The following is a 23338-nucleotide window of genomic DNA, read 5'->3' as shown; positions in this document are numbered from 1 at the left end:
GAGCGGGGACGGGGGCGGCGCGGCCGGCGAGGGGAGAGCGGGCCGCCGCGGATCGGGTCAGTGGTCGTCTTCGCGCCACTTGTGCTCGCACTCGGTGCAGACGAAGAAGCGGGTCTCCGACTCGTCGGCCGAGCGGATCTGCTGCATGTACCAGTAGGCGCGGTCGTTTCCGCACTCCGGACAGTGCGCGGTCGTCTGCGGCAGTCCCTTGTCCTCCGCGTCGCTCACGTCGATGACCTCCGACTCGACCTGCGACTCGGTGGTCCACTCGTCGTCGCCGTCTTCGCGGCCGATCTCGTTGTCACAGTCCGCGGAGCTACACACCCAGTGGTCCTCGCCCTCGCCGGACTTCATCATCGAGCCGCACTCGTCGCAGAACTTCATGGCGGAACCAGCCGCGGATCGTATATAAGCGGCGGGATCGCGACCGAACGACGGAGCCGAGTCCGCCGGTCGACGGCCTCACTCGGCGCCGTCGAGGTGCTCGGCGAGCGCGAACCGGACGCGCTCCTCGTCCGCCCCCTTCGTCTCCCGGCCGGTGACGACGACCTCGCCGATCTCGCCGGTGTTACCGACGTGAGTTCCGGCGCAGGCGGTGCGGTCGTAGGGGTCCGCGTCGGTCCCGAGGCCCGCGTCGTCCGCGCCGGCCGCGCCGATCTCGACGATCCGGAGTTCCTCGATCGAGTCGGGGAGGAGGTCGATGCGGGTTCGCTCCGAGTCCAGGGTCGCCTCGGCCTCGGCGCGGTCCATCGCGTAACTCGTCACGGGACGCTCGTCGGCGACGAGGTCGTTGAGCCGGGCCTCGATGCGGTCGAGGTCCGCGTCGTCGAAGCGGTCGTACGCCGCGTCGAGGTGCGCGTGGTCGTCGTACAGCTGGTTTCCGGTGGTCTGCGCGTCGAACTCGTTCAAGAGGAGCGCCGACAGCAGGTGTTGGGCGGTGTGGTACTTGGAGTGGGCCGCCCGGCGCGCCGCGTCGACCTCGCCGACGACCGCGGTACCGGGCTCGGGCGGCGAGGGCGCGTCGCCGTCGGTCGCCGCGCCACCGCCGTCACCCGCCTCGGCCGCCGGCGCGAGGGTGTGGTAGATCGTGTCCTTCTTCCGGACGTCGACCACCCGCCACCGATCGTCGCGCTCCCCGTCGGCGAGGCGGAGCGTCCCCGTGTCGTGCGGCTGCCCGCCGCCCGTCGGGTAGAAGTGCGTCCGGTCGAGGACGACGCGGTCCTCGAGCGCGCGCTCGACGGTCGCCTCGAACGTCGTCACCGTGTCGTCGGCGAGGTACAGCTCCTCGGTCATACCGAGAGAGATCGGCTCCGCCGGCTTAGGTGGTGCGCTCGGGGAGCGGCGCGCGCCGGGAGTGGTGACGGCGACGGCGCGGTCGGGGTCGAGACCGGAGACGATCTCAGATCCGATACTCGGACGTCGACGTTTATGCGTGCTCCCGACGTAGGCGGCCTCATGAACGGTCCCGACCGCGCCCAGAGCGAGGTGATCGGCGTCGTGCTCCTCCTCGGGCTCACGATCACGGCGGTCGGGGTCACGGTCGCGCTCGGGTCGACGGCGCTCGGCGACGTGCAGTCGTCGGCCGACGTCCAGCGGATCGAGGGGGCGATGACGCAGGTCGACTCGAAGGCCAGCCTCGTGGCGCACGGCGGGTCGACGAGCCAGCGCATCCGGCTCGATCCCGGCCGGAGCGCCGACGTGCGCGTCGACGACGAGGCGGGAGTGATGCGGATCGAGGTCGAAGCCGAAAACGAGACGGGCGGGATCGAGACGGTGACGGAGAACGTCACGCTCGGCGCCGTCGTCTACGAGCGGGGCGACGACCGGGTGGCGTATCAGGGCGGCGGGGTCTGGCGGTCGAACGGCGACGGGTCGTGGATGGTGTCCCCGCCCGAGTTCCACTACCGCGGCGACACCCTCACGCTCCCGCTCGTGACGATCGACGGGGTCGACGGGCGGCTCGGCGACGACGCCGTCGTGACGGGCACCTCGAAACACCCGGAGGGGCTGTTCCCCTCCGAGAACGTCTCGAACCCGCTGCTGGGCGGGAACGTGACGGTCACGGTCGAGAGCCAGTACGCGGAGGCGTGGGGGCGGTTCTTCGAGACCCGGACGCGAGCGAACGTCACGCAGGTGTCGCCGACGGAGGTCCGCGTCGCGCTCCGAACCGAGACCGTCCACCCGACGCTCAGCGCGGGCGTCTCTGCGCTCGGCACGTCACGGCTCGAGTTCGGCGGCATAAACACCCTGTACGCCGACAGCTACGACTCCACCGTCGGATCGTATCCGGGAAAGGGCAACGCGAGCGATAACGCGGTGCTCCAGACGACCAGCGATTTCCACCTCACGTCGAAGGGGGGCGGCAACACCGAATCGATCGAAATCCGCGGAGACCTCGTCGCGGAGTCGTTCAAGATCCCGAAGGGACAGGCGAAGAAGAAGCTGACAATCACGGGGGAGAAGCGGGTCGACGACTCGGTCGGGAGCGCGGACCCCGTCGCGGGAGCCATCGCCGAACGGATCGAACGGGTCCGCGATCTGAACCTCCAGTCCAGCGGCGCCTCCACGACGGGATTCGTCCACGACGACGGAACCGTCCGCACCATCGACGAAGACACATACGTCGACGGCGACGTCACGGTCTCGGACGGGAGTACGCTCCGGATCGAGGACGGGGCGACCGTCCACGTCGACGGGCGGCTCGACGTGAGCGAGGACGGCAGCGGAGTCGAGTTCGACGGCGGGGGCGGCGACGTCGCGGTCCTCGCCGAGGGCGGCTTCTCCATGCGGGATGGATCGACCCTCCGCGCGCGCGGCGGCGGCAGCAGCGACCTGTTCGTCGACGGCGCGGTCGGGGTACGGGACGACGCGGCGATCACGGCGGCCACCGGCACCCGCTTCGAGCTGTACAACACCGGGAACGTCGACGTGACGCATCAGGCGCGAATCGCAGCCGACGACGACGTAACGGGGAACCTATGGGTGTACTCGAGCGGCGGCAGTATCGACTTTCAGGGGGCTCCGAGCGACGGCATCGACGTCGCGGGAGTGGTATACGCGCCGACGAGCGACATGACGCTTACAAACAATATGACCTTCAGAGGGTCGTTCACCTCCGGGAGCTTCACGTTCAACGACGCCGACCTCAACCTCCACTACGACGAGTCGCTCGCCACGCTGCAGCCGTTCGGGGGGGCGTCCGTTCCCGTGGTGAGCCACCTGCACGTCTCCCGCCACCGCGTGACGATCGAGGACGACTAGCTCGGCCGAGCCGGTCGGACGAGGCCCCTCGCGGGGCGACCGTCAGCGCTGCAACCCGACGACGCGAACGACCTCGCGCACGTACACCGAGTCGCCGTGTTCGAGCTCCGCCACGGCGACGCCGTCGGCGTCGGCGGGGGTCGCGTCCGCGAAGTCGTCGGCGCGCTCGAAGTAGCGCGCCCACGCGTCCGGATGGTCCGTCTCCACCCAGAGGTACAGCGTCTCGCCGCTCGCGGCGTCGAACCGGGTCGTCTCCGAGTCGGCGTTCGCCTCGTCGACCGCGGTTATCTGGACGGTTCCCTCGCCGGTGACGCTCCCTTCTCCGCCGCCGCGGACCAACGCCATTATCGGAATCGTCGTCCGACCGTCGGCGGCGGCGAAGCGGGGCTCCGAGAGCATCACCGAGCCGTCGCCGTCGCCGCGGACCAGGGCGCCGGCCTCGTAGGCGATCGTCGTGTCGCCCTCCTCGTACGCGATCGTCCCGGAGGTCCACTCGCCGAGGGTACCGTTCGCGACGTCGCTGGCGTTGCTGGTGTTCGCGAGGACGAACCGCGACTCGGCGGACGTCGACAGGGTGCCGCCGGCCAGCCGGATCTCGGTCGCGCGGTTCGGGTCGCCGTACCGCTGAACGTCCCGGAGGTTGTCGTCGAGCACGTCGAACGCGCGCTCGACGTTGGCGACGCGCTCGGCCTCCCGCCGGTCCTCCACGCCGGTGACCCCCACCGCGAACACCGTGCCGATCGTGACCGTGATCAGCGAGAACACGAGGATGTAGCCGACGACGTCGCTCACGCCGCGGTCGTCATCGGCGAACGAGGAGAGGCCCCCGACCGAGACCGTCCGACTCCGCCGCCGGCTCATCGCTCCGTCACCTCCAGCCGGCCGGCGGAGCTGTCGTACCGGAGTCGGATCGGTCCCCCCCGGACGCGAGACGATTCGACGGACAGGTTCGCGACGTGCGGGATCTCGGCGACCGCCTCGGGGTCGTCGGTCCGCAGCGTCACCGACTCGTTGTCGACCGCGATCCGATAGGGACGACCGGCGATACGGGTGGGCAAGTCGACATCGACGGCCACGGTCGCGTCGCCGGCGCCGCCGGGACGGTCGACCTCCGCCGCGCGGGCGAGCCGGTCCGCGCTCTCGAGGTTCGCGACGGCGGTCTGCCCGACGACGGCGAGGTCGCCCCTGACGACCCGGTCCGTCTGCGAGTCGACGACGCCGCCGATCCCGATGACGACCCCGGAGAGCAGCACCGCGCCGATCGCGAGCGTCAACACGTATCCGACGGTGACGCTCACGGCGCGCTCGTCGCTCCGGAGCGAGCGGCCCTCGTCGCTCCGTCCGCGGTCACGCATCGGGCTCACCCGGCGCGACCCGGACCGTGGTCTCGAACCGAAGGTCCGCGGTCCGGTAGCGGAGCTCGATCCGCGCCTCGTACACGGCGGGAGTCGCATTGTGATCCGAACTGACGGACTTCCCGGAGGCGGGGAGCGCGGTCGCGGTCGCCGTCCCGTTCGCCTCGTCCGTCCGCTCGAGGGTCACGTCGTAGGGAGCGCCCAGCGCCCCGGCGCTCGTCGTCCAGAGCCCCGGACAGCGCTCGTCGCCGAGCGTCCCGCCGGTCAGGTCGACGGCGACGCGGTCGGCGGCCGGCGCCGAGCAGACGACGGTCAGGTCGCTCCCGTTCTCGCCGACGGCGACGGTGACGTTGTCGTCGGTGGCGTTGTACACGTACACCTCCCGCGTCTCGTTGACGCCGTCGTCGAATTCGACGTAAAAGGCGTCGGTCGGTGCCCCGGCCGCGTCGGTGGAGGCGAGCGTTGCGGGATCGACCGCCACGACGAACCCGCGCGTCCGATCGACGTCGGCCGCGAGGGTCGCGTTCGCGTCTCCGGTGCCGTTCGCGGTGAGATCGCCGGTCACGTAGCTCCCGTTCTCCATCGTCGTCCGGTTCCCCGAGACGTGCGTCACTCCACCGCGATCGGCGTACGCCCGGGCGAGGTACGCGTCGAGATCGGCGATCCCGTCCTCGACGGCGGTGGCCGCCGCATCGTGGTCCGAAGGCCGGTTCCGGTTCGTCCCGTCGATCAGCGCGCCGGTCTCCTCGACGGCGGCGGCGCGGACCTCCAGCGCCTCGCCGTCGGCGGCCTCGATGCCGCGGGTCGCGACGTTCTCGCTGTAGATGCTCGCGTTCAGCAGCACCACGAGCGCCACGAGCGAGACGGCCACGACGAGCCCGGAGATCAACAGGAGCTGGCCGCGGTCCGCGTCGCGGAACCGCCGGTCGCCGCGCGGACCGTCGCCGGTGGAGTCGTCACCACGGGGACCGTCGCGGGACCCGTCGCCGTCGGACGGTCCGGGGATCACAGCTGCCATACGACGATGCGCACCTCCAGTCTGTCGTACACCGCGCCGCCGCCGACGTCGGCCGCGTAGAACTCGCCCGGCTCCGACCCGTTCGAGAGGGCTCGGAGCGTCGTGTCTTCGTACCCCGGCGCGGTCAGGTTCGCGTCGTCGGTCAGGACGACGGTACGCGTCGCCGTCACGGCGTTGTCGCTCGGCGATCCCATGTCCACCAGCGTCGTCTCCGCCGCGCCGTCCGGCCCGTGTCGGACGTGGACGTTGAACGCGATCCGGCGTTCGCCGAAGGTCGCGTTCAGCCCCTCGCCGAACGCGTTCGGGGGGCCGCCGCCCGTGAAGTAGCTCGGGCTCCGGCCGTCGGTGAACGACTCGTTCTCCGGGTCCCAGCGGAGCAGGGCGGCCTCGAGGTCGCCGCTGGCCGCGCTCGTCTCCAGCAGGTCGTTCGCGACCGCTCGCTGTTGGTTCTCTAGGTGCTGGTTCGACGTGCTGGCCGACAGCGGGGTCACCGCGGTCGCCTGTAGCGCGAAGGTGAGCCCGGCGACGATCAGGATCGCCGCGGCGAACGCCTCCAGCGTGTGCGCCTGCGCGCGGTCGTCCGGGAACACGGTCACCACACCCACACCGTGAGCCGGTACTGCGTCCCCTCGATCGAGACGAGCCGCTGCGAGACGCTGACGCCGCCGCGGTCGACGCGGACCGGGTCCCTCGTGCTGCGGCGCATGTCGACCGTGTGCGTCCCGTATCGCGTGTCGACGGTGACGGTCGAGGCGTTTCCGACCGGGTCCGCCTCGCCCATCGCGTGGACGACGACGAGGACGTCGTCGTCGAGGCCGAACTCCGCGGCCGTGTCGTTCGCGACGCCGGCCGGACACCCGGCCGCGGCGGCGAGGGTGGCGTTGCCGCCGTCGCCGTCGAAGAACGCTGCCGTACACGCCGGCGACAGCACCGCTGGCTCCGCGGGCGACGCGGCGAGGAAGTCGCCGACGAGCCCCGCGGCGACGCGGTCGCTCACGACCGGCGAGGCGGTCTCGGCGCCGGCGAAGGGGTCGAACACCGTCGGCACGAACGCGATCACGAACCCGAGCGTCAGCAGGAACACGCTCGCGCCGACGGCGAAGTCGATCGGGGTCTGCGCTCGGCCCGCTCCGCCCGACGCGAATCCCCCCGTTCGCGACTCACCCGACATAGATCCACACCCCCAGCGCGAGCGTCATCAGGACCACCGCGAACTTGACCCCGGAGACGATGTCGGCGTTGCGGATGTAGCCGCTGATGAAGCCGGAGAGCACCGCCTGCAGGGTCACCGCGTGGAAGAACAGCAATGAGAGGACGTCGGGGTCGACGCCGCCCCGCCCCCAGCCGGCGCCGCCACCCCGGCCGCCCCGCGCCGTAGCCGTCCGCCTGCACGAGAGGTCGCCCATCACGTCGATGAACTGGGTCTGGGAGGATGCCATCACGCCGAGCAGCGTGACGGTACGTCATCACGGATGATGGCCACCTGCATACCGGGTCCGGGAGATCCGTTCGCGCTCGATGTCGTCCTGTTCTCGAGGCCTTGCGCCGCCGTCGTCAGCACGTCCGTGATCTGGGCGAGGAGGCCTCCTGCGCCTCCAGATGGAGCTCACCGGTCCGGGCGAGCCGCGGGACGCTACGTGTTGTTGAACTCGCCATGGTGTCCCGGAGGTCATCCGTAGTTCACCTTCGCGTGAATCAACTTCAAACTCTCGGCGAGCTGGCCGTCGACGGTCTCGAGACCGTCTGGACCGACTCCAGCCAGGGTTCTGTCCGTGTCCGTTCGGCCGAGGAGAGGACTTCCGGAGGCTCTTCCGGAGAGCCTTGCCCGTGATCGCCGCTTCGAGCGCTGGCTCCACTCGTTGGAACAATGCGAGGGCCCGCACGGATTACGCCGGACGTAGACCCAGCGAACGCCGACCAGACCGGCGTGCGACCCATCCGATCGCAAGGTCGTCGTGCGCGTTGCCTGAGCCCGCCGAGGCGAACGACTGGCGACCCGCGGCCGGCACGGTCAGCGCCAGCGTGTACAGCGGGTTGTCGCGCAGGAAGAGGTGCGGCGCCGAGACGATCCGTTTCGTCTTGTACGTCCCCTCCCGGTCGCGGATCCGGTCGAAGACGCCGAATCGACCGACGAACCCTTCGATGAGTCCGAAGTGGAGCAGCCCTTCCTGGCTCGTCTGTCGGAGCCGCTCGCTGCCGCCGTCGGGGCGGAGGTAGCCGTCGCCGGGCTCGTCCTGCTTGACGGTCGAGACGAGCACGAGGAAGCCGATCCCGGTCAGCGGGATCAGGACGTACACCGTCGCGTACAGCAGCCGGTCGTCCGCTTCCCCCATCATCCCCATGATGACGAGGATGATGATGAGAAGGAGCGGGAAAAGCGAGAGCGTCATGTACATCTCGCCGAACAGCTCCAGCGTCTCCAGGGTCATCTCGCGCTCCTGTTTCGACGTGCGGAGGTGTTTCTCCTTTTTGTCCTTCAGGAAGCTCTCCATGTCGCCGCCGGAGTTGACGATCGAGAGCATGTCGGCGAGGAACTGCGAGAGCTCGTCGGAGGGGGTCTCCATCGACTGCTGGCGGATCGCGTTCCGGTAGTCGGTGCCGAAGTACTCCGTCTCGTTGACGATGCTCTGGAACTCGCGGGAGACCTCGCCGTAGGTGTCCTCCGCCGTCGCCATCGCGCGCAGGATCTCGAGCTGATTGAGCCCGCCGACGGAGAGCGCGTACATGAACGAGACGGAGTCAGCGAGCAGGAGGTTGATCTCGCGCTTCCGCGACGACGCGCGCGAGTAGGGGACCGCGACGAGGGCGCCGAACCCGAGCGCGAAGCCGATCGACCCGAAGACGAGCCCGCTTATCAGCACCGCGGTCGGCACGACCAGCGACCGCAACAGCTCCTGGATCGCCGGCGTGGGCGCGGGCATCCCGAGCGAAAGCGTGTTCGGGTCGATCAGCCCGAGCGAGAACACGCCGTACCCGATCAGCGTGCCGAGCGCCCAGAGCAGCCCACCGGCGAGCAGCCCGGCGCCGAGCGCTCGGGAGACGTACATCTCGACCTGGTCCGGCATCCGCGCCTCCGCGAGCTTGCGCTCGACGTCGCCGACGAAGTCGCCGTCGGGGTCGAACAGCAGCTCGAAGACGGGGTAGAACAGCTCCGCGAGGACGTCGGCGTCGGCGGAGCCGTCGCCGACCCCCGCGTCGAGGCTCACGCGAGCCACCTCGTCGGGGTCACGGCGCTACCGCTCCTCCGGGGACTCGACCGTGCCGAACCCCCAGTCGTCGATGTCGTCAGCGCTCTCCCCGTCGTCGCTCTCCGCCTCTCCCTCCTCGCCGTCGCTCTCCGCGTCGTCATCGGGCCCTGCCTCGCCGTCTTCCGCGGCCGGGTCCAACACGTCGATCCCCTCCTCGAACGGCTCGTCGAAGTCGATAGCGCCGCTTCCACCGCCCGAATCGGCGCCATTCGAGTCACGGACCCCGGTGCCCGACCCCGATCCATCCGCCGCCTCCGTCCCGTTCGCCGGTTCCTCCGACGACGGGGACCGATCGCTCGACTCGACGCCGGCACCGACGTCGGCCGTCACCGCCTCCGGCGGCGTTCCGTCGATCGGTGCGCTCTCGGCTTCCGCGGCGATCTGGGGGAGTTCGGGGCCGGCCGCTTCCGGGTGGAGCGCCGCCGCCTCGCGGGCCGCCTCCGCGAGCGTCCCGTGGTCGTCGGGCGTCGCCTCGACGTCGGCGGCGGGCGCGACGTCGAGCAGCGCGTCGGCGACGGAGTCGGGCATCCGTCCCCGGTACTCGGCGAACAGGTCCCCGGCGTCGGCGAGGATCCGCTCTACCTCCGCGCGGCCCGCCTCGTCCGGCTCGGGGCGGGGGATCATCTCCTCCTTGTCGCGGTCGACGTTGATGAGCACGGACTCCATCTCCCGGAGGTCCTCCAGCGAGCGCTCCAGCCCCTCGTTCGCCATCAGCGCGAGCACCGTCTCGGGGTCGTTGATGAACGCCTGGAACGTCGCCGCCACCTGCGCGTAGCTGTTGAGCCCGCGGTCGATGAGGTACGCTAACACGACCCGGCGTTTCCGGAGCTCCTCGTTCAGCGTCTCGCGGCTCCACCCGCGGTCGAACATGATGTCTTCGAGGGTGTTCGAGTCGCCCATCTGGAGGAACTCGTCCGTCTCCGCCTGCCACTGGAACACGTCCTGAACGTTGATCTCGTCGTTCTCGGCGTCGTAGTGGTTGATCTCGGTCAGCGACTTGTTTCGGCGCACCTTCTTTCCCTGCACCCGGGTCGACGTCTGAACGGAGACCAGGTCGAGGGCGGTGAACATCGTCTTCGAGACGTTGATCGGCTCCGTGGTGAACCGCTTGAGCACCTCGCCGACCGTGTCGGCGTGGAAGGTGGTGTACGTGGTGTGGCCGGTCGACATCACCTGGAAGGCGGTCCGGCCCTCCTCACCGCGGATCTCGCCCATCACGATGTAGTCGGGGCGCTGCCGGAGCGCGGCCTCCAGTAAGTCGAACTCGTCGATGTCGCCCTTGTCGTCGTCGGAGAAGGAGGGGCGGGTGACCGAGGCGATCCAGTTGCGCTGCGGCAGTTCGACCTCGCGGGTGTCCTCGATGGAGACGATCTTCGCGTTCGAGGGGATGAACAGCGAGACCGCGTTCAGGCTCGTCGTCTTCCCCGAGGCGGTGCCGCCCGCGAAGATCAGGCTCTTGTGGTTCTCGATCGAGAGCCAGAGGAACGCCATCTCGTCGAGCGAGAACGTCTTCCAGTTGATCAGGTCGATCGGGGTGAAGGGGACCTCGTTGAACTGTCGGATGGTGTAGTTGGTCCCGTGGTCCGACACCTCCCGGCCGAGCGTGAGCTGGGCGCGGGAGCCGTCGGGGAGGGTGGCGTCCACCTGCGGGCGCCGCTTCGAGATCCCCTTCCCGGAGCGCTGCGCGAGCTTCACGACGAAGTCGTCGAGCTCGTCGGTCTCGTGGTAGACGTTGGTGATGATCTGCTCGTAGTCGGAGTGGTAGACGAAGACCGGGGAGTTGTACCCGTCACAGGAGATGTCCTCCACGTTGATGTCGTACTTGATCGGGTCGATCCGCTCGTAGCCGATGAAGTCCCGCTTGAGGTAGTACAGCAGCTTCTCGACCTGGTGCTCCGACAGCGTCTCCGGGTCCTCGGCCAACACCGCGGGCTCGGGCCGGGCGAGGATCGTCGCCGGCGCCGACTCCGCCTCCGATTCCGATTTCGTCGGGGGCACGTAGCCGAGCGACTCCGTGATCCGAGCGGCGATCCCTTCGGTGACGTCGAAGCCGAACCGGTCGACCACGTCGTCGACGAGGTCGTCGATCACCCCGCGGTCGTCGTCCTCGCGCTCGTAGAGGTCGTACCGGTCGAGCAGGGTGAGCGTCTCGTCGACGATAACGTCCTTTCGGAACGCCTCGTCCCCGCCCGCGATCGCCTCGTCGGCGTACTTGATCGAGGTGCGGAGCTTCCCCGTCAGGAACTCGACGAGGTCGGCCTCGATGTCGGTCCGGTACGGCTGGACCGCGTAGTACTTCACCTCGTTCTCCTTCGTCGAGCGGAACACGATGACGAACGCGTACGGCTTGTTCACCCAGTACCGCTCGATCTCTCGGAAGTGGACCTTCTTCGGCATCGGGACCGCCTTCTCGAGGTCGTACCGGTTCGCGAGGGTGGTGTCGCCGTCCGCCGTCGAGAAGAACTCGTCCTCGTCGACGTCGGGGTTCACGTTCACCGTGCGCTCGTCGACCAGGTCCGCGAGCTCGGCGGCGGCGCTCCCGCCGGCGCCGAGGAGCTCCGCCGTCCGGTCGGGGTCGAACCCGAGCGCTTCGGTCTTGTCCTCGTGGGTGAACGCCAGCGGCACCTCCTCCCCCTCTTCGTTCACCTCGGTCGGCGGGTTCCCGTCCTCGTCGAGGAAGAACTCGTCGCGGTAGTCGTCCCACGTGTAGTACCCCTTCAGGACCGGCACCGAGTAGAGGTCGTACCGGGCCGAACACAGGTCCCAGAGGGCGTCGCCGACGGCGGCGGCCGCCCCCGCCCGGTACCCGGTCTCGGACGGATCGAAGCCGAGGAACTCGTCGGGGTCGACGTCGACGCGAGCCCACTCCTCGGGAGTCGGGGCGCGCCGCGGGACCGATTCCACGTCGTCGCCAGCGGCGACCACGACCCCGGGGACGCCCGCGCCGTCGACCGCGATTCCGGGGCGTTCGTCCGGTTCGGTCGGTCCCTCTCGCTCGTCCGGTCCTTCCGGTCCGTCCGCCCCGACGGGGCCGCTTTCGGTCGGAACGTCGGCCTCCCCTGCGTCGGCGTCGGCCTCCTCGTCGTCGCCCTCGCTGTCTGCATCACCTTCGCTGTCGGCATCGCCATCGCCGTCGCCCGCCTCGCCGTCTCCGTCGCCCGCCTCGTCGTCGTCTTCCTCGCCATCGCCCGCCTCGCCGTCTCCGTCGCCCCCCTCCGTCGTTCCGACCGACTCCGCTCTCGGGTCGGGAGGGTTCGCCGCGGTCGAGGTCCCGGCGGGGACGACGGCCGCGCCGCTGAGGACGACTCGGTCGGGGCCGATCACGAGGGCGCCCGACTCGGGGGTTCCGTGTCCCGGGACGGCGGTGTCGCCGTCGGTCGTGTACGGCCCGTCGACGCCGGCGGCGCGGATGACTCGGTCGACGCCGTCCTCGAAGTGGGCGTCGACGGCGGTCGACGGGACGACCGGCCCCTCGCCGATGTCGGCGTACAGCTCGTCCGCGGCGTCGTCACGGCCGCGGTCGCGGAGAAACGAGCGCCACGAGTACCGTCCCACCGCGACCGGGGGATCGGACGCCGCGGAGTCCGCCGTCTCGTCGGGCGAGAGGGGCGAACGCTCGGCGTCCTCGGTTGCCATGCGTACGGGAACGCCGCAACCGTTGAAAAAGGTGTCTCGCAAAAACCCGCGACTGATAATCCCCGGAGGGGGTGACCGGAGCGGCGGACGAGCCGATCGACGGACGGCGCTGGCGCGCGGCCGACCCTCCCTCCGACGGCGCCGCCGGTCACTTCCGACGGCGCGGGCTCGACCCGCGGCGGGAGCGACCCCTCAGGGCCAGAGCCCGCGCGCCTCGTGCGCCTCGGCGATCCGCGACAGGGCGACGATGTAGGCGGCGTCGCGCCACGTCACGTCCCGCGCTTCGAACTCGTCCCGGACGTCTCCCCAGGCGTCGAGCATCTCGGTCTCCAGCTCGTCGTTGACGCGGTCGAGCGACCACGCGCGGCGGTTGATGTCCTGAAGCCACTCGAAGTAGCTCACCGTCACCCCGCCGGCGTTGGCCAGAATGTCCGGGATCACCGGCACGTCGCGCTCGGCGAAGACCTCGCTCGCCGCGCTCGTCGTCGGACCGTTGGCCCCCTCGATAACGATGTCCGCGGCGACGTCGTCGGCGTTGTCGGCCGTCAGCACGTTCCCGATCGCCGCCGGGATCACCACGTCGACGTCGAGCTCCAGCAGGGCGTCGTTCGTCACCGTCCCCGGCGCCTCGTGGGTCATCACCGCTTCCGGCTCCTCGCGGTGGGAGGGGATCGCGCGCGTGTCGAGGCCGTCCGGATCGTAGACGCCGCCGGTGACGTCGCTCACGGCGACGACGTTCGCCCCCCAGTCGTCGAGCAGCGTGGCGGCGTTCGCCCCGACGCTCCCGAACCCCTGCACCGCGACCGACGTCTCACCGATCGCCTTCCCGTAGTAATCGACGGCCTCGCGGGCGACGATAGCGACGCTCCGGCCCGGCGCTTCGTCGCGGCCCTCGCTCCCGCCGACGACGGGCGGCTTCCCCGTCACCACGCCGGGGATCGTTTCGCCCTCCTGCATGGAGTAGGCGTCCATCATCCACGCCATCGTCTGCGGGTCCGTCCCCATGTCGGGCGCGGGGATGTCCGTCGTGGGACCGATGACGGCCCGGATCTCGTCCGTGAACCGGCGCGTCAGCCGTTCCGTCTCCTCGTCGGTCAGGTCCTTCGGGTTCACCGCGATACCGCCTTTCGCACCGCCGAACGGGATGTCCATCACGGCGCACTTCCACGTCATCCACATCCCGAGGCCGACGCACTCCTCGCGCGTCACGTCGGGGTGATACCGGAGCCCGCCCTTATACGGGCCGCGGACGCTGTCGTGTTGCGCGCGATACCCGGTGTACACCGCCACGTCCCCGTCCTCGCGTTCGATCGGGACGGTGACCTCGTGGACCCGCTTAGGGTGTTTGAGCCGTTCGACCACGTTCGGATCGATATCCAGGTGATCGGCGGCGTGCTGAAGCTGTCGGCGCGCCGTCTCCAGCGCCGATTCCGGCTCGTTCGGTTCAGGGTCGTTCGGTTCAGGGTCGTTCGGTTCCGATCGGGTCTCCGCTCGCGGCCCGTCGCCGGCCGTCGTCGATGTCGGACCCATCGTCACTCGAGCGGGGTGTGTCGGTTCCGTATCTCGCCCCCGCAGTCGGGACACTGACCGGGATTGTTCTCGGCGAGCACGACGTGTCCGCAGTCGAAACACTCGTAGGGCGATTCCTCGGCCGATTTCTGGTCGACGTCCCTCATTGGTGGTCGTGAGTTCCGGCGCGTCTGCGCGGGACTCTACAAGGGCATATTGGGGATATAAGGATATATTCAGTAGTTGCTCATCCAACCACGCCTCGAACGGAGTAGTTTATAATTAAACCTTATCGTGGCAGAGCAGGGGGCCGGGATCAGCGGTCGACGTGGCCGGCGGCCACCGGCGCGTGGTCGTCGATCAGCGCCGCGAACAGCTTCCGCTGGGCCGTTCGGATGTGCTGGTAGAACGCCTGCGGAGAGATGTCGAGCGAGTCCGCGACGACCTCGCCGGTCGCCTTCCGCGGCGACTCGAAGAACCCGCTGTAGTACGCGGTCTCTAAGACCTCGAGCTGTCTGTCGGTCAGCCTGTCGAGCACCGACGCGTAGAACCCGTGTTCGGACGCCTGTTCGCGCGACTGCTTCGACGAGAGGTCGACGTCGGCGAACCGGTCGCGGACGAGCCGCGTGACGTGTCTGTGTTCGCCCCCGCCGGGAACGTCGATGACCAACTCCGCCCCTTCGGCCGTCGCCGTCGCGCTCCGGAGGACGGCGCCGTGTTCCGCCAGATCCGCGGCGAGGAAGGGCTCGGCCAGTCGGAGTCGCACCACCCCTCCGGCGTCGCCGCCCCGGATCCGCCGAACGGCCTCGACGGCCACGAGCTCCTCGGTCGCGTCGACGACCGCGTCGAGCGGCGCGTCCTCGACGGTGAGGAACACGTCGTTGCCGCTCACGGTCTGTCGAACGCCGCCCTCGTAAGAGACCGTGCAGCCGGCGGTCTCGGCCAGTTGCGAGAGCACGAACGACGGGTCGCGGACCGCGTACTCGACGCGGGTCATCGAGGTCGTGAGCAGCGCGCGCTTGCGCTCGCCGGCGCTGATCGCGGCGGCGATCGTCTCTCCGAGCTCCGCGAGCACGGCCTGTACGGTCTCGTCGAACGCGTCCGGCGCCTCCGCGTACACGGTCAACACGCCGTACGAGAGGTCGTTGTACACCAGCGGGACGCTCAACACCGAGAGCAGATCGCGGGAGATCGCGTCCGAACGCCACGGCGCCGCGCGGATGTCGGCCGCGACGTTCGAGACGTGGGTCACCTCCCCGGTCGCCGCCGTCCGGCCCGCCGGTTCGACGCTCTCGGGAGCGACGGGGAACGTCCGCGCGTCGAGGTAGCCCCGATCGGTCCCCGCCCACGCCCGCGGCGTCACCGCGTCGCCGGCGTCGTCGCGGGCGCCGATCCACGCGAGCCGGAAGCGCCCGTCCGCGGTGAGCCGTTCGCAGACGGTGTGGTCGATCTCCTCGCGGGTCTCGGCCTGCACGATCCCGTGGTCGATCTCGCGGATCGTCTCGTTGATCCGGTCGAGCGCCGAGAGCCGGTCGTTTCGGCGCTGGAGCTCGCGGTCCTGCTCGCGGAGCTGGGACTCCCGGTCGACCCGGTCGAGCGCCGCCTCGGCGGTCGCCGCGAGGAGGTCGGCCAGCTCCCGCCTGACGTCGTCGAAGACGCCGACGTCGGTCGAGCCGGCGACGAACACGCCGTGGTTCCCGAGGGGGATGTACGCCGCGCTCCGGAGGCCCGTGGCGCGGTCCGTGAGGCGGTCCGAGTCGTGCACGTCGTCGAAGAACAGCGCCTCGTTCTCGACGAAGCTGTGACTCGTGAGGTCGCGACCGTCCGCGTGCACGGCCGGCAGCGGGCCGTGGACGTTCCGCATCGCCTGCGAGCGGGCGGCTGGCCGGAGTCGGGTGTCGTCGGCGTCGAAGAGGTAGACGGCGCCGGCGTCGAGACCGAGCACGTCCGGGGTGTCGTCGACGACGTGACGGGCGATCTCGCGGTGGGTCTCGGCGTAGAGGAAGTCCCGAGCGGTCTCTTGGAGGGTGGCGAGCGCCCGCTCGCGCTGCTTGCGCTTCGTGACGTCCCGGCAGCTGTACAGCAGCGTGCCGTCCTCGATGGACGCCTCGCGGACGTTCACCAACAGCGTGTGCTCGTGGCCGGCCTTGTCCGTGGCCGTGGTCTCGATGTTCTTCAGGACGCCCTCCTCGGCGAGCGCCTCTCGGTCGAAGAGGTCCTCCCCGAGCAGGTCCTCGATGGTTCCCAGCTCGCGGATCTCCTCGGCGGTGTACCCGAAGATGAAGTGAACGTTCGGGCAGACGTAGGTGTACTCCCCGTCCTCGTCGGTTATCAGGACGGTGTCGGTCATGTTGTTGAGCGTGACGCGGTGGAGCTTCTCCGACCGCCGGAGCTCCCGCTCGAGGGCGACCCGGTCGGTGATGTCCGCGCTGTCCACGACGATCGAAGAGAGGTCCCCGCGCTCGTCGGTGACCGGCCGGACGGAGAGCTCCAGCACCCGGTCGTCGGTCGCGTCCCGGACGACGACGGCGTGGGCGAACTCCCCGCCCCGCGCGGCGTCGACGAGCCGGCGGATGTCCTCGCGCGGACGGTCGCCCTCGGACCACCACGGGAGGGTCCAGAACGGGTCGCCGACGACGGCGTCGGCGTCGGCGTCGATCATATCCAGGGCGGCCTGGTTGACGCGCGTGAGCCGCCCGTCCGGGTCGAGCACCCACGTCGCCGACCTGGCGTCTCGGAAGGAGGCGTCGAACTGCCGCGCGCGCTCGCGTCGCGTCACCGACCGGCGGGCCTCCCGGACGGCCCGCTCCGTCCGCCGAATCGCGTCGTCGACCGCGTCCGGCAGCGGGTCGTCGATCGCGAGGTAGTCGGTCACGCCGGCGCCGATCGCCTCGCTGGCGATCGCCTCGCTCCCCGCGGTCGTTCCCAGGACGACCGGCAGCGAGGCCGTCCGGTCGCGTATCCGGCGAGCGAGTTCGACGCCCGTGGTCCCCGGGAGCTCGTAGTCGGTCACCACGCAGTCGACCGCCGACGCTCCGAGGGCGTCCAGCGCCGCCGCCGCCGTCGGGACGACCCGGACGCTCGCGTCGGACCGATCTCGGAGGGCGTCGACGTAGGCGTTCGACCACGCCGTCTCGCCGACCACGACGATATCGGCGGCGTCGAGAACGCCGCGGGATGTGGAACTCATGTGAAACGCGACGGCACCGGCCGCGTACCGGAACGCGACGCGGCGCGTCGATACCGCGGGCTACTCGTCGGACGAGCAAAATCCCTGTTGTTTACTATTCAACCCGGGGCGGTTCGTCGGCCGCCGCGCTCGGCCCGGACCCGGCCGCGGCCGAACGGAGAGCGGGCCTTTAGTTCGTCGGGGTCGAAGCGGACGGTGTGACACGCTCCGACGCCCCCGACGGGCTGCGGTCCCTCGGGCGGCTCCGACGGGCGCCCGTCCGGCGGCGCGTCCGCGAGGCGGTCGCCGAGGAGCTGCTCGGCACCCCCCGGAGCCTCGGCGTCGTGCTCGCGTTCGTCGCGTTCATGCTCGCGGTCGGCGCCGGCTACTACGCCCCGACGGCCGGCGACGTACCGGTTCCGCTGTGGCCGCTGTACGCGGACTCGGCGGTCGCGGTCGCGCTCGGCGGGGCGGTCCTGCTGACGCTCGTGCCGACGGTGCTTTCCGGCGGGAGCGTGGCCGCCGACGCTCCCGCGTCGCGGCCGCTGGCGTACCTCCACACGCTCGCGTTCGTCTGGCTGGTCACGTTCGGCCTCTGGCCGCTGGTCTCGCTGAACCTCGCCTTCTCGCAGTACGTCGCGGCCCCCGACGCGTGGATCTACTACTGGGGCGTGCTCGGCACGCACCTCTGTTTCGTCGGGCTCGCGCTTCTCTTCCCGGCGTTCGGGCGGACGAGCCGCGGGGCGCTCGGACTCGCGCTCGCGCTGGCCGTCGGGAACGTCGCGCTCGACTACGGGGTCGGCTACCACCCGCCCCTCCTGTACGAGCCCGGGCCGCTGCTGGCGGGCGCGACGCTCGCGATCGCCGTCTTCTCTGTGTGGCTCGCGTGGCGGTCGTTCCCGCGGCTGGACGAGACTGGGTAAGTGTCCCTCGTCGTCGGCTTTCGCGAATTCGCGGGGGGTCCGTCGATAACCGGTAGTGTCGAAGCGGTCGGTCTCCCCGGCCGATCCGGCGTCTGCGGGATACGACGCGAACGGTCTGCGCCGCAAACGGACACCGGCGGCTCAGCGACACCACCGCTCGACGCGTTGTATCACCACCAATAGGATTATTTCCAAACACTGTCAATCGAGACCGTCTTGCATACCAAGCTGACCGGAGGCGGTGACCTCGTCGGAGACTCGGCGTGGCGGGTCGTAACTATCGCGGCCGCGTGGTTGCTGCTCCTGTTCGTCGGTGCGTACCTGATCACCCCGGCCAGTATCCTCACGCTGATGATGACCGATCTCGATATCACCGAGACCACGGCCGCCGCACTCGTCTCGATGCCACAGGTGGCCGCGACGGTGATCGGTATTCCCGTTGGGATCTATCTCGATCGCGTCGAGACCCGTGCGGTTATCCCCGCGGCGGCGGCCGTCCTCCTCGTCGGCAGCGTCGGCGACTGGTTCGCCGCGAGCGAGGGGACCGTCTCGCTGCTGATCGCGTCGCGACTGTTCGCAGGCGTCGGAATGTTCGTTCTCTGGGTCGTCAGTATCAACGTCGGGTCGAGGACGTTCCCACCCGACAGGCGGGCGACGGCGACGTCGGTGATCATCTCGGGATATCCCGCCGGGTACGCGCTCGGACAACTCGGTGCGCCGCGCCTCGCCGAGGTCGTCGCTTGGCCGGGGGTGTTCCCCGTCTTCGGCGGCGCGGTCTTCGCGATGTCGCTCGCGCTCTCCGTCGCGGTCGGGCGGGTCGGCGGGTTCCGGGCGGCCACGGCCCCGGACCCGATAACACTGGTCGGCTTCAAGCGGGTGCTGAGAAACCGGAACGTGTGGATGATCGTCGCCGTCACGGGCCTCGGCTACTCGCTGTATATGGTGTTTAACTCGTGGATGCCGACGTACATCACCCGTCAGTTCGGTGTGTCGCTGGCGGAGAGCGGCGCGTTCGTCGCGCTGTTTCCCGCGGTCGGGATCCTCGCTCGGCCGACGGGCGGATGGCTGTCGGACACGGTGTTCGCCCGGCGACGGCGGCCCGTCTTCGCCGCCTCGTTCGTCGGCGCCACCGTGCTCTCGGTCCTCATGTACTACAGCACGACTATCGCGGTACTCGTCGCGACGCTCGTCCTCGCAGGGGTGTTCCTCCAACTGCAGATCGGGCTCATGTACCAGTCAATTCAGGAGTTCGTTGCCCCGAGCGCCGCCGGAACGGCCGTTTCGATCGCGAGCGTGGCCGGGTGGGCGGCGTCGTTCGTCGCGCCCGTCGTGGCCGGCAAACTGATCGCCACCGCGGGCACCGACGCCGTCCTGTTCGCGCTCGCGGTCGGCCTCGGCGTGACGGGAGCGCTCACCGTCTGGCGGATGGCCGAGTCCGGCACCGCCGCGACGCCGGTCTGATTACGTCCTTCGCGTTCGGCAGTCGATTTTGATCGGTTCCGAATCGGTCAGAACAGGGACCGCGAGATACGACGCGCGGAGACGAATCGTTCGATAGAATCCGCCTCCGCACCCGAAATCAGGGGGTTAACAAATGCGGACGATGCGTTTTGATCGGCAAAACGGCCCGATAATCGCCACATTGCGCCGGTGTAGGTGGAGCGGTATAGAGTGCTATCGAGTAGAATGTGGTGCGTTTCTCGTGGAGATCGAGTTCCGTCTTTCCGGCGTGCTTCGCCGCCACGTTGGCGGACGGGATCATGTGTACTCAGACACGGTCAAGCGAAGCGAAGGAACGGGCGCGACGGGATCCTCGCGAGCGAAACGAAGTGAGCGAGCGAGGGTCAGCCGTGCCCGTATCGGACGCAGTGAGATACGGGCACGGCGGGATTCGAACCCGCGATCGAGAGGTTAGGAACCTCTCGCCCTGTCCGCTAGGCCACGCGCCCAACGCGGCGGAGAAAACGTCGCAGCGGGGATCGGTCGGCGTCGCCGAGCAGGTCTACGCGCTCGTCTCTTTCTCGGTTTCGAGGTCCTCGAGGTCCTCGTCCTCGTCGACCGTCGAGTCCGCGCTAACGGTCGACTCCTCGTCGTCTCCCTGCATCTGTTTCAGTTCGTCCTCGACCTCCTCGCGTCCCTTCTTGAACTCGCCCATCGCTTGGCCGGTCGACCGAGCGAGCTTCGGAATCTTGTTCGCCCCGAACAGAAGGACCAGCACGAGCAGGATGATGAGGAGCTCCGGGCCCGCCGGGATGCCGCCGATCAGTGGAGTCGGAATTGCCATCTCTGTCCCGGAGTAACCCTCTTGCGACTATAGTCTTTTTGCCTCGGTGAGCCGACGCCGAGTCGTCGCTGGCCGGGCAACGCGCCCATAATCCCGCCTTCGCGGGAAGTCGGTCGACGAACGCCGAAACCGTGATACCCGCGCGGCGCAACCGGGAGGTATGACGACAGTCGGCGACGACGCCCCCGACTTCACCGCCCCGCTCGTTGACGGCGACATCGAATCGTTCCGGCTTGGCGACCGCCTCGGCGACGAGCCCGTGGTGCTCGCCTTCTTCCCGGCCGCCTTCTCGAACACCTGCACCGACGAGATGGAAGCGCTCCGGGACGGCTTCGACCGCGACGACTGCACCCTGCTCGGCGTGAGCACCGACCTCCCGCACGCGCTCGCGGCCTATCGGACGCAGTACGACCTCCCGTTCGCGCTCGTGGGCGACCCCGACCACCGCGCGATCGAGGCGTACGACGTGGTCGAGTCGTTCGACCGCTACGGCGTCGACGCGGTCGCGCAGCGGGCCGTCTTCGTGATCGACGGCGACGGCGTCGTGACCTACCGCTGGCTCGCGGAGCACGCGGGACAGGAGCCGGACTACGACGCGCTCGACGAGGCGGTCGCCGAGGCGGCGTAGGTTACCTCAGACCGCGTCGCGGAGGTCCGCCAGCGCCTCCGGGTTCTCCATCGAGGAGAGGTCGCCGGGGTCCTCGTCGTTATAAACCGACTCGATCGCGCGCCGGATGATCTTCCCGGACTGCGTCTTCGGGAAGGCGTCGACGAAGAGCAGTTCGCGCGGCCGGAACGGTTTCCCGTGTTCCTCGCCGACCAACTCGCGAAGCTCCTCGCGGAGCCCGTCGCCCGGTTCGACGTCGGGTTCGAGGACGACGTAGGCGACCACCGCGGTGCCGGTCGTATCGTCCGGGACGCCCACCGCGGCCGCTTGATTGACGGCGTCGTGGTCGATGAGCACGCCCTCGATCTCGGCCGGGCCGACCTTCCGCCCGGCGACGTTCAGGGCGTCGTCGGCGCGGCCGTGGAGGAACCAGAACCCGTCGTCGTCCTTCTGCGCGAAGTCGCCGTGGTCCCAGAGGTCGTCCCACGTCGACCAGTACTCGTTCAGGTAGCGCTCGTCGCCGGACCACAGCGACTTCGTCATCGACGGGCAGGAGTCGCGGGCGACGAGGTAGCCGCGCTCCCCCTCGTCCCGGACCGACTCGCCGGTCTCGTCGACGATGTCGATGTCCATCCCGAGCCCCGGTCCCCCGAGCGTGCAGGGCTTCAGCGGCTGGTTCGGCATCGGCATCAGGAAGCAGCCGCAGATCTCGGTGCCGCCGGAGATGTTGATTATCGGGCAGTCGCCGCCGCCGACCGCGTCGTAGAACCAGCGCCACGACTCCGGGTCCCACGGCTCGCCGGTGGAGCCTAAGATTCGGAGCGATGAGAGGTCGTGGCCCTCGACCCACTCGTCCCCGTGCTTGCGGAGCGCGCGGATCGCGGTCGGCGAGATGCCGAACTGCGTGATCGAGTGCCGGTCGATCAGCTCCCAGAAGCGGTCCGGCTCGGGATGGTCGGGCGCGCCCTCGTACATCACCACGGTCCCGCCGAACGCGTGGTTCCCGATCAGCGTCCACGGCCCCATCATCCAGCCGATGTCGGAGACCCAGAAGAACCGGTCCGCCGGCTTCTGGTCGAAGCCGAAGTGGATCTCCTTGGCGCACTGGGTGAGGACGCCCGCGTGGGTGTGAACGATCCCCTTCGGCTCGCCCGTCGTCCCCGAGGAGTACAGCAGCATGGACTCCTGGTCGCTCGGGAGCCGCTTCGTCTCGTAGTCGGTCGATCGCGACGCGACCGCCTCCCCCCAGGTGACGTCGCGGTCGGCGTCCCACGGGACCGGCTCGACGCCACCGCCGGCGCCCCCCGCCGACTCGGCCGCCGGCGTCGCGCCCAATCGGTCGTACACCACGGTGTGTTCGACGTGGCCCGCGTCCGCGATCGCCTCGTCGGCGGTCCCCTTCAGCCGGACCTCGCTCCCGCGGCGGTAGAAGCCGTCGCCGGTGAACAGGACCGACGGCTCCGCGTCGGCGATCCGGGTCGCCGTCGCCTCGGTCCCGAACCCGGAGAAGATCGGCACCGCGATCGCGCCGACTTTCAGGCAGCCGTAGAGGATCGAGACGACCTCGGGCACCATCGGCATGTACAGGGCCACGGTGTCCCCGGTCTCGACGCCGACCGACTCCAAGTAGTTGGCGACGCGGTCGGTCTGGCGGGCCAGCTCGTGGAAGGTGACCTCCCGGACGTCGCCGGGCTCGCCCTCCCAGATCAGCGCGACCCGGTTCCGGTTCGGCGAGTCGACCGCGGCGTGTCTGTCGACGACGTTGTGCGCGACGTTGATCTCGCCGCCGGGGTACCAGTCGGTGAACTGGGGGCCGTCGCTGTCGTCACCGGACTGCGTCCGGTTGCCCGCGGAGCTCCGCTCCGCGCTGCCACGAACCGCGTCGTACTCCGTGTAGAAGTCGATGTCGAGGTAGTCGACGACCTCGTCCCAGAACCAGTCGACGCCGGACGCCGGTTCGCCCGGGAGCTCCGAGGTGGTGCGTTCGATGAGCGCCTCGTAGTCGTCGATGTCGTACTCGCGCATGAACGCGGCGACGTTCGTCGACTCCGCGAACGCCTCGCTCGGCTCGTGCACGACCTCGTCTATCCCCTCGTACTCGTCCATCTCGTCCGGCCGTTTTCGCGGTAACGGTAAGTAATTTTCCTGAAATTCGCGCCACCGCGGTTCCACGCACTCGCCCGCGACCGCCGCCGTGGTCGCTGTCGCGGTCGTCGCCGCGAGGAGTTCGCGTCGGCGCATGAGAACGCGATCGGCGCCGCGAGAGTTGAACCCCGGACACGCGAGCGTCGGGAGGCCCTGCGGGCTCTGACAGAGGGAGAAGCGGTC

The 23338-nt window shown here is 69.6% G+C and carries 17 protein-coding genes, 1 tRNA gene and 1 pseudogene; 4 read left to right on the top strand and 15 right to left on the bottom strand.

What is annotated here, in order from left to right:
* Positions 1 to 57: 57 nt before the first annotated feature.
* The gene (locus tag DJ82_RS10385) at positions 58 to 384 is read right to left on the bottom strand and encodes a transcription factor S (RefSeq protein ID WP_094528251.1); all 327 of its coding nucleotides are present in this window, start codon (positions 382 to 384) and stop codon (positions 58 to 60) included.
* 78 nt (positions 385 to 462) lie between these two features.
* Entirely contained in the window at positions 463 to 1293 is an 831-nt protein-coding gene (locus DJ82_RS10380; protein ID WP_094581749.1) for an alanyl-tRNA editing protein, read from the bottom strand.
* Positions 1294 to 1455: 162 nt separating this feature from the next.
* On the opposite strand from DJ82_RS10380, the gene DJ82_RS10375 reads away from it, so the two are divergent.
* Positions 1456 to 3261 (top strand): archaellin/type IV pilin N-terminal domain-containing protein, encoded by a 1806-nt coding sequence (locus tag DJ82_RS10375; RefSeq protein WP_094581748.1) that lies wholly within the window; start codon positions 1456 to 1458, stop codon positions 3259 to 3261.
* 42 nt (positions 3262 to 3303) lie between these two features.
* Here DJ82_RS10375 and DJ82_RS10370 read toward each other — a convergent pair whose 3' ends face one another.
* The 10 genes and pseudogenes from DJ82_RS10370 to DJ82_RS10330 all read right to left on the bottom strand — a co-directional run bounded on the left by DJ82_RS10370 (position 3304) and on the right by DJ82_RS10330 (position 17217).
* Positions 3304 to 4122, bottom strand: coding sequence for a hypothetical protein (locus DJ82_RS10370; protein WP_094581747.1), 819 nt, complete (start codon positions 4120 to 4122; stop codon positions 3304 to 3306).
* A complete protein-coding gene (locus DJ82_RS10365) occupies positions 4119 to 4616 on the bottom strand; it encodes a hypothetical protein (protein WP_094581746.1) in 498 nt (165 codons plus the stop codon). Before DJ82_RS10365 ends, DJ82_RS10370 begins: the two co-directional genes overlap by 4 nt.
* On the bottom strand, positions 4609 to 5634 hold the full coding sequence (locus tag DJ82_RS10360) for a hypothetical protein (protein WP_094581745.1): 1026 nt from the start codon (positions 5632 to 5634) through the stop codon (positions 4609 to 4611). Before DJ82_RS10360 ends, DJ82_RS10365 begins: the two co-directional genes overlap by 8 nt.
* Positions 5622 to 6230 carry a hypothetical protein gene (locus DJ82_RS10355; RefSeq protein WP_241881499.1) on the bottom strand — a complete coding sequence of 203 codons (609 nt, stop codon included), beginning with the start codon at positions 6228 to 6230 and terminating at the stop codon, positions 5622 to 5624. Before DJ82_RS10355 ends, DJ82_RS10360 begins: the two co-directional genes overlap by 13 nt.
* Positions 6227 to 6805 (bottom strand): hypothetical protein, encoded by a 579-nt coding sequence (locus DJ82_RS10350; protein ID WP_094581743.1) that lies wholly within the window; start codon positions 6803 to 6805, stop codon positions 6227 to 6229. Before DJ82_RS10350 ends, DJ82_RS10355 begins: the two co-directional genes overlap by 4 nt.
* Positions 6795 to 8840: pseudogene (locus tag DJ82_RS15585) on the bottom strand (type II secretion system F family protein). Before DJ82_RS15585 ends, DJ82_RS10350 begins: the two are co-directional and overlap by 11 nt.
* Before the next feature lie 27 nt (positions 8841 to 8867).
* Positions 8868 to 12518: an ATPase, T2SS/T4P/T4SS family gene (locus tag DJ82_RS10340; RefSeq protein WP_094581742.1), complete on the bottom strand. Its 3651-nt coding sequence runs from the start codon at positions 12516 to 12518 to the stop codon at positions 8868 to 8870.
* Positions 12519 to 12710: 192 nt separating this feature from the next.
* Entirely contained in the window at positions 12711 to 14054 is a 1344-nt protein-coding gene (gdhB, locus tag DJ82_RS10335) for a glutamate dehydrogenase GdhB (protein ID WP_394338197.1), read from the bottom strand.
* On the bottom strand, positions 14051 to 14194 hold the full coding sequence (locus DJ82_RS14575) for a rubrerythrin-like domain-containing protein (RefSeq protein WP_141212022.1): 144 nt from the start codon (positions 14192 to 14194) through the stop codon (positions 14051 to 14053). Before DJ82_RS14575 ends, gdhB begins: the two co-directional genes overlap by 4 nt.
* 149 nt (positions 14195 to 14343) lie before the next feature.
* A complete protein-coding gene (locus tag DJ82_RS10330; protein WP_094581741.1) occupies positions 14344 to 17217 on the bottom strand; it encodes a bacterio-opsin activator domain-containing protein in 2874 nt (957 codons plus the stop codon).
* Between the two features lie 197 nt (positions 17218 to 17414).
* Here DJ82_RS10330 and DJ82_RS10325 point away from each other — a divergent pair, with 197 nt between their 5' ends.
* Both DJ82_RS10325 and DJ82_RS10320 read left to right on the top strand, forming a co-directional pair.
* Complete coding sequence (locus tag DJ82_RS10325) at positions 17415 to 18119, top strand: DUF1405 domain-containing protein (protein ID WP_094558485.1); 705 nt, start codon at positions 17415 to 17417, stop codon at positions 18117 to 18119.
* Positions 18120 to 18335: 216 nt separating this feature from the next.
* Positions 18336 to 19580, top strand: a complete 1245-nt coding sequence (locus tag DJ82_RS10320; protein ID WP_241881496.1) for a nitrate/nitrite transporter — start codon at positions 18336 to 18338, stop codon at positions 19578 to 19580.
* A gap of 415 nt (positions 19581 to 19995) precedes the next feature.
* Here the strand turns inward: DJ82_RS10320 and DJ82_RS10315 are convergent.
* Together DJ82_RS10315 and DJ82_RS10310 are read right to left on the bottom strand one after the other, a co-directional pair.
* A tRNA-Arg gene (locus tag DJ82_RS10315) sits at positions 19996 to 20068 on the bottom strand.
* 53 nt (positions 20069 to 20121) lie between these two features.
* Positions 20122 to 20403 (bottom strand): twin-arginine translocase TatA/TatE family subunit, encoded by a 282-nt coding sequence (locus DJ82_RS10310; protein ID WP_094526592.1) that lies wholly within the window; start codon positions 20401 to 20403, stop codon positions 20122 to 20124.
* A 160-nt stretch (positions 20404 to 20563) separates the two neighbouring features.
* On the opposite strand from DJ82_RS10310, the gene DJ82_RS10305 reads away from it, so the two are divergent.
* The gene (locus DJ82_RS10305; protein WP_094526593.1) at positions 20564 to 21031 is read left to right on the top strand and encodes a redoxin domain-containing protein; all 468 of its coding nucleotides are present in this window, start codon (positions 20564 to 20566) and stop codon (positions 21029 to 21031) included.
* 6 nt (positions 21032 to 21037) lie between these two features.
* Here the strand turns inward: DJ82_RS10305 and DJ82_RS10300 are convergent, their stop codons facing one another.
* The gene (locus DJ82_RS10300) at positions 21038 to 23116 is read right to left on the bottom strand and encodes an AMP-binding protein (RefSeq protein WP_094581872.1); all 2079 of its coding nucleotides are present in this window, start codon (positions 23114 to 23116) and stop codon (positions 21038 to 21040) included.
* Positions 23117 to 23338: the final 222 nt, after the last annotated feature.

It is taken from the genome of Halorubrum sp. Ib24, assembly GCF_002252745.1.
Taxonomy (GTDB): Archaea; Halobacteriota; Halobacteria; order Halobacteriales; family Haloferacaceae; genus Halorubrum.
The sequence above is the reverse complement of the archived record's forward strand: the minus strand, read 5'-3'. Positions and strand labels throughout refer to the sequence as shown.

What these genes read in the sequence shown, in the direction of transcription:
- DJ82_RS10385 (WP_094528251.1), bottom strand. Translation starts at nt 384, where the DNA reads ATGAAGTTCTGCGACGAGTGCGGCTCGATGATGAAGTCCGGCGAGGGC.
- DJ82_RS10380 (WP_094581749.1), bottom strand. Translation starts at nt 1,293, where the DNA reads ATGACCGAGGAGCTGTACCTCGCCGACGACACGGTGACGACGTTCGAG.
- DJ82_RS10375 (WP_094581748.1), top strand. Translation starts at nt 1,456, where the DNA reads ATGAACGGTCCCGACCGCGCCCAGAGCGAGGTGATCGGCGTCGTGCTC.
- DJ82_RS10370 (WP_094581747.1), bottom strand. Translation starts at nt 4,122, where the DNA reads ATGAGCCGGCGGCGGAGTCGGACGGTCTCGGTCGGGGGCCTCTCCTCG.
- DJ82_RS10365 (WP_094581746.1), bottom strand. Translation starts at nt 4,616, where the DNA reads ATGCGTGACCGCGGACGGAGCGACGAGGGCCGCTCGCTCCGGAGCGAC.
- DJ82_RS10360 (WP_094581745.1), bottom strand. Translation starts at nt 5,634, where the DNA reads ATGGCAGCTGTGATCCCCGGACCGTCCGACGGCGACGGGTCCCGCGAC.
- DJ82_RS10350 (WP_094581743.1), bottom strand. Translation starts at nt 6,805, where the DNA reads ATGTCGGGTGAGTCGCGAACGGGGGGATTCGCGTCGGGCGGAGCGGGC.
- DJ82_RS10340 (WP_094581742.1), bottom strand. Translation starts at nt 12,518, where the DNA reads ATGGCAACCGAGGACGCCGAGCGTTCGCCCCTCTCGCCCGACGAGACG.
- DJ82_RS14575 (WP_141212022.1), bottom strand. Translation starts at nt 14,194, where the DNA reads ATGAGGGACGTCGACCAGAAATCGGCCGAGGAATCGCCCTACGAGTGT.
- DJ82_RS10330 (WP_094581741.1), bottom strand. Translation starts at nt 17,217, where the DNA reads ATGAGTTCCACATCCCGCGGCGTTCTCGACGCCGCCGATATCGTCGTG.
- DJ82_RS10310 (WP_094526592.1), bottom strand. Translation starts at nt 20,403, where the DNA reads ATGGCAATTCCGACTCCACTGATCGGCGGCATCCCGGCGGGCCCGGAG.
- DJ82_RS10305 (WP_094526593.1), top strand. Translation starts at nt 20,564, where the DNA reads ATGACGACAGTCGGCGACGACGCCCCCGACTTCACCGCCCCGCTCGTT.
- DJ82_RS10300 (WP_094581872.1), bottom strand. Translation starts at nt 23,116, where the DNA reads ATGGACGAGTACGAGGGGATAGACGAGGTCGTGCACGAGCCGAGCGAG.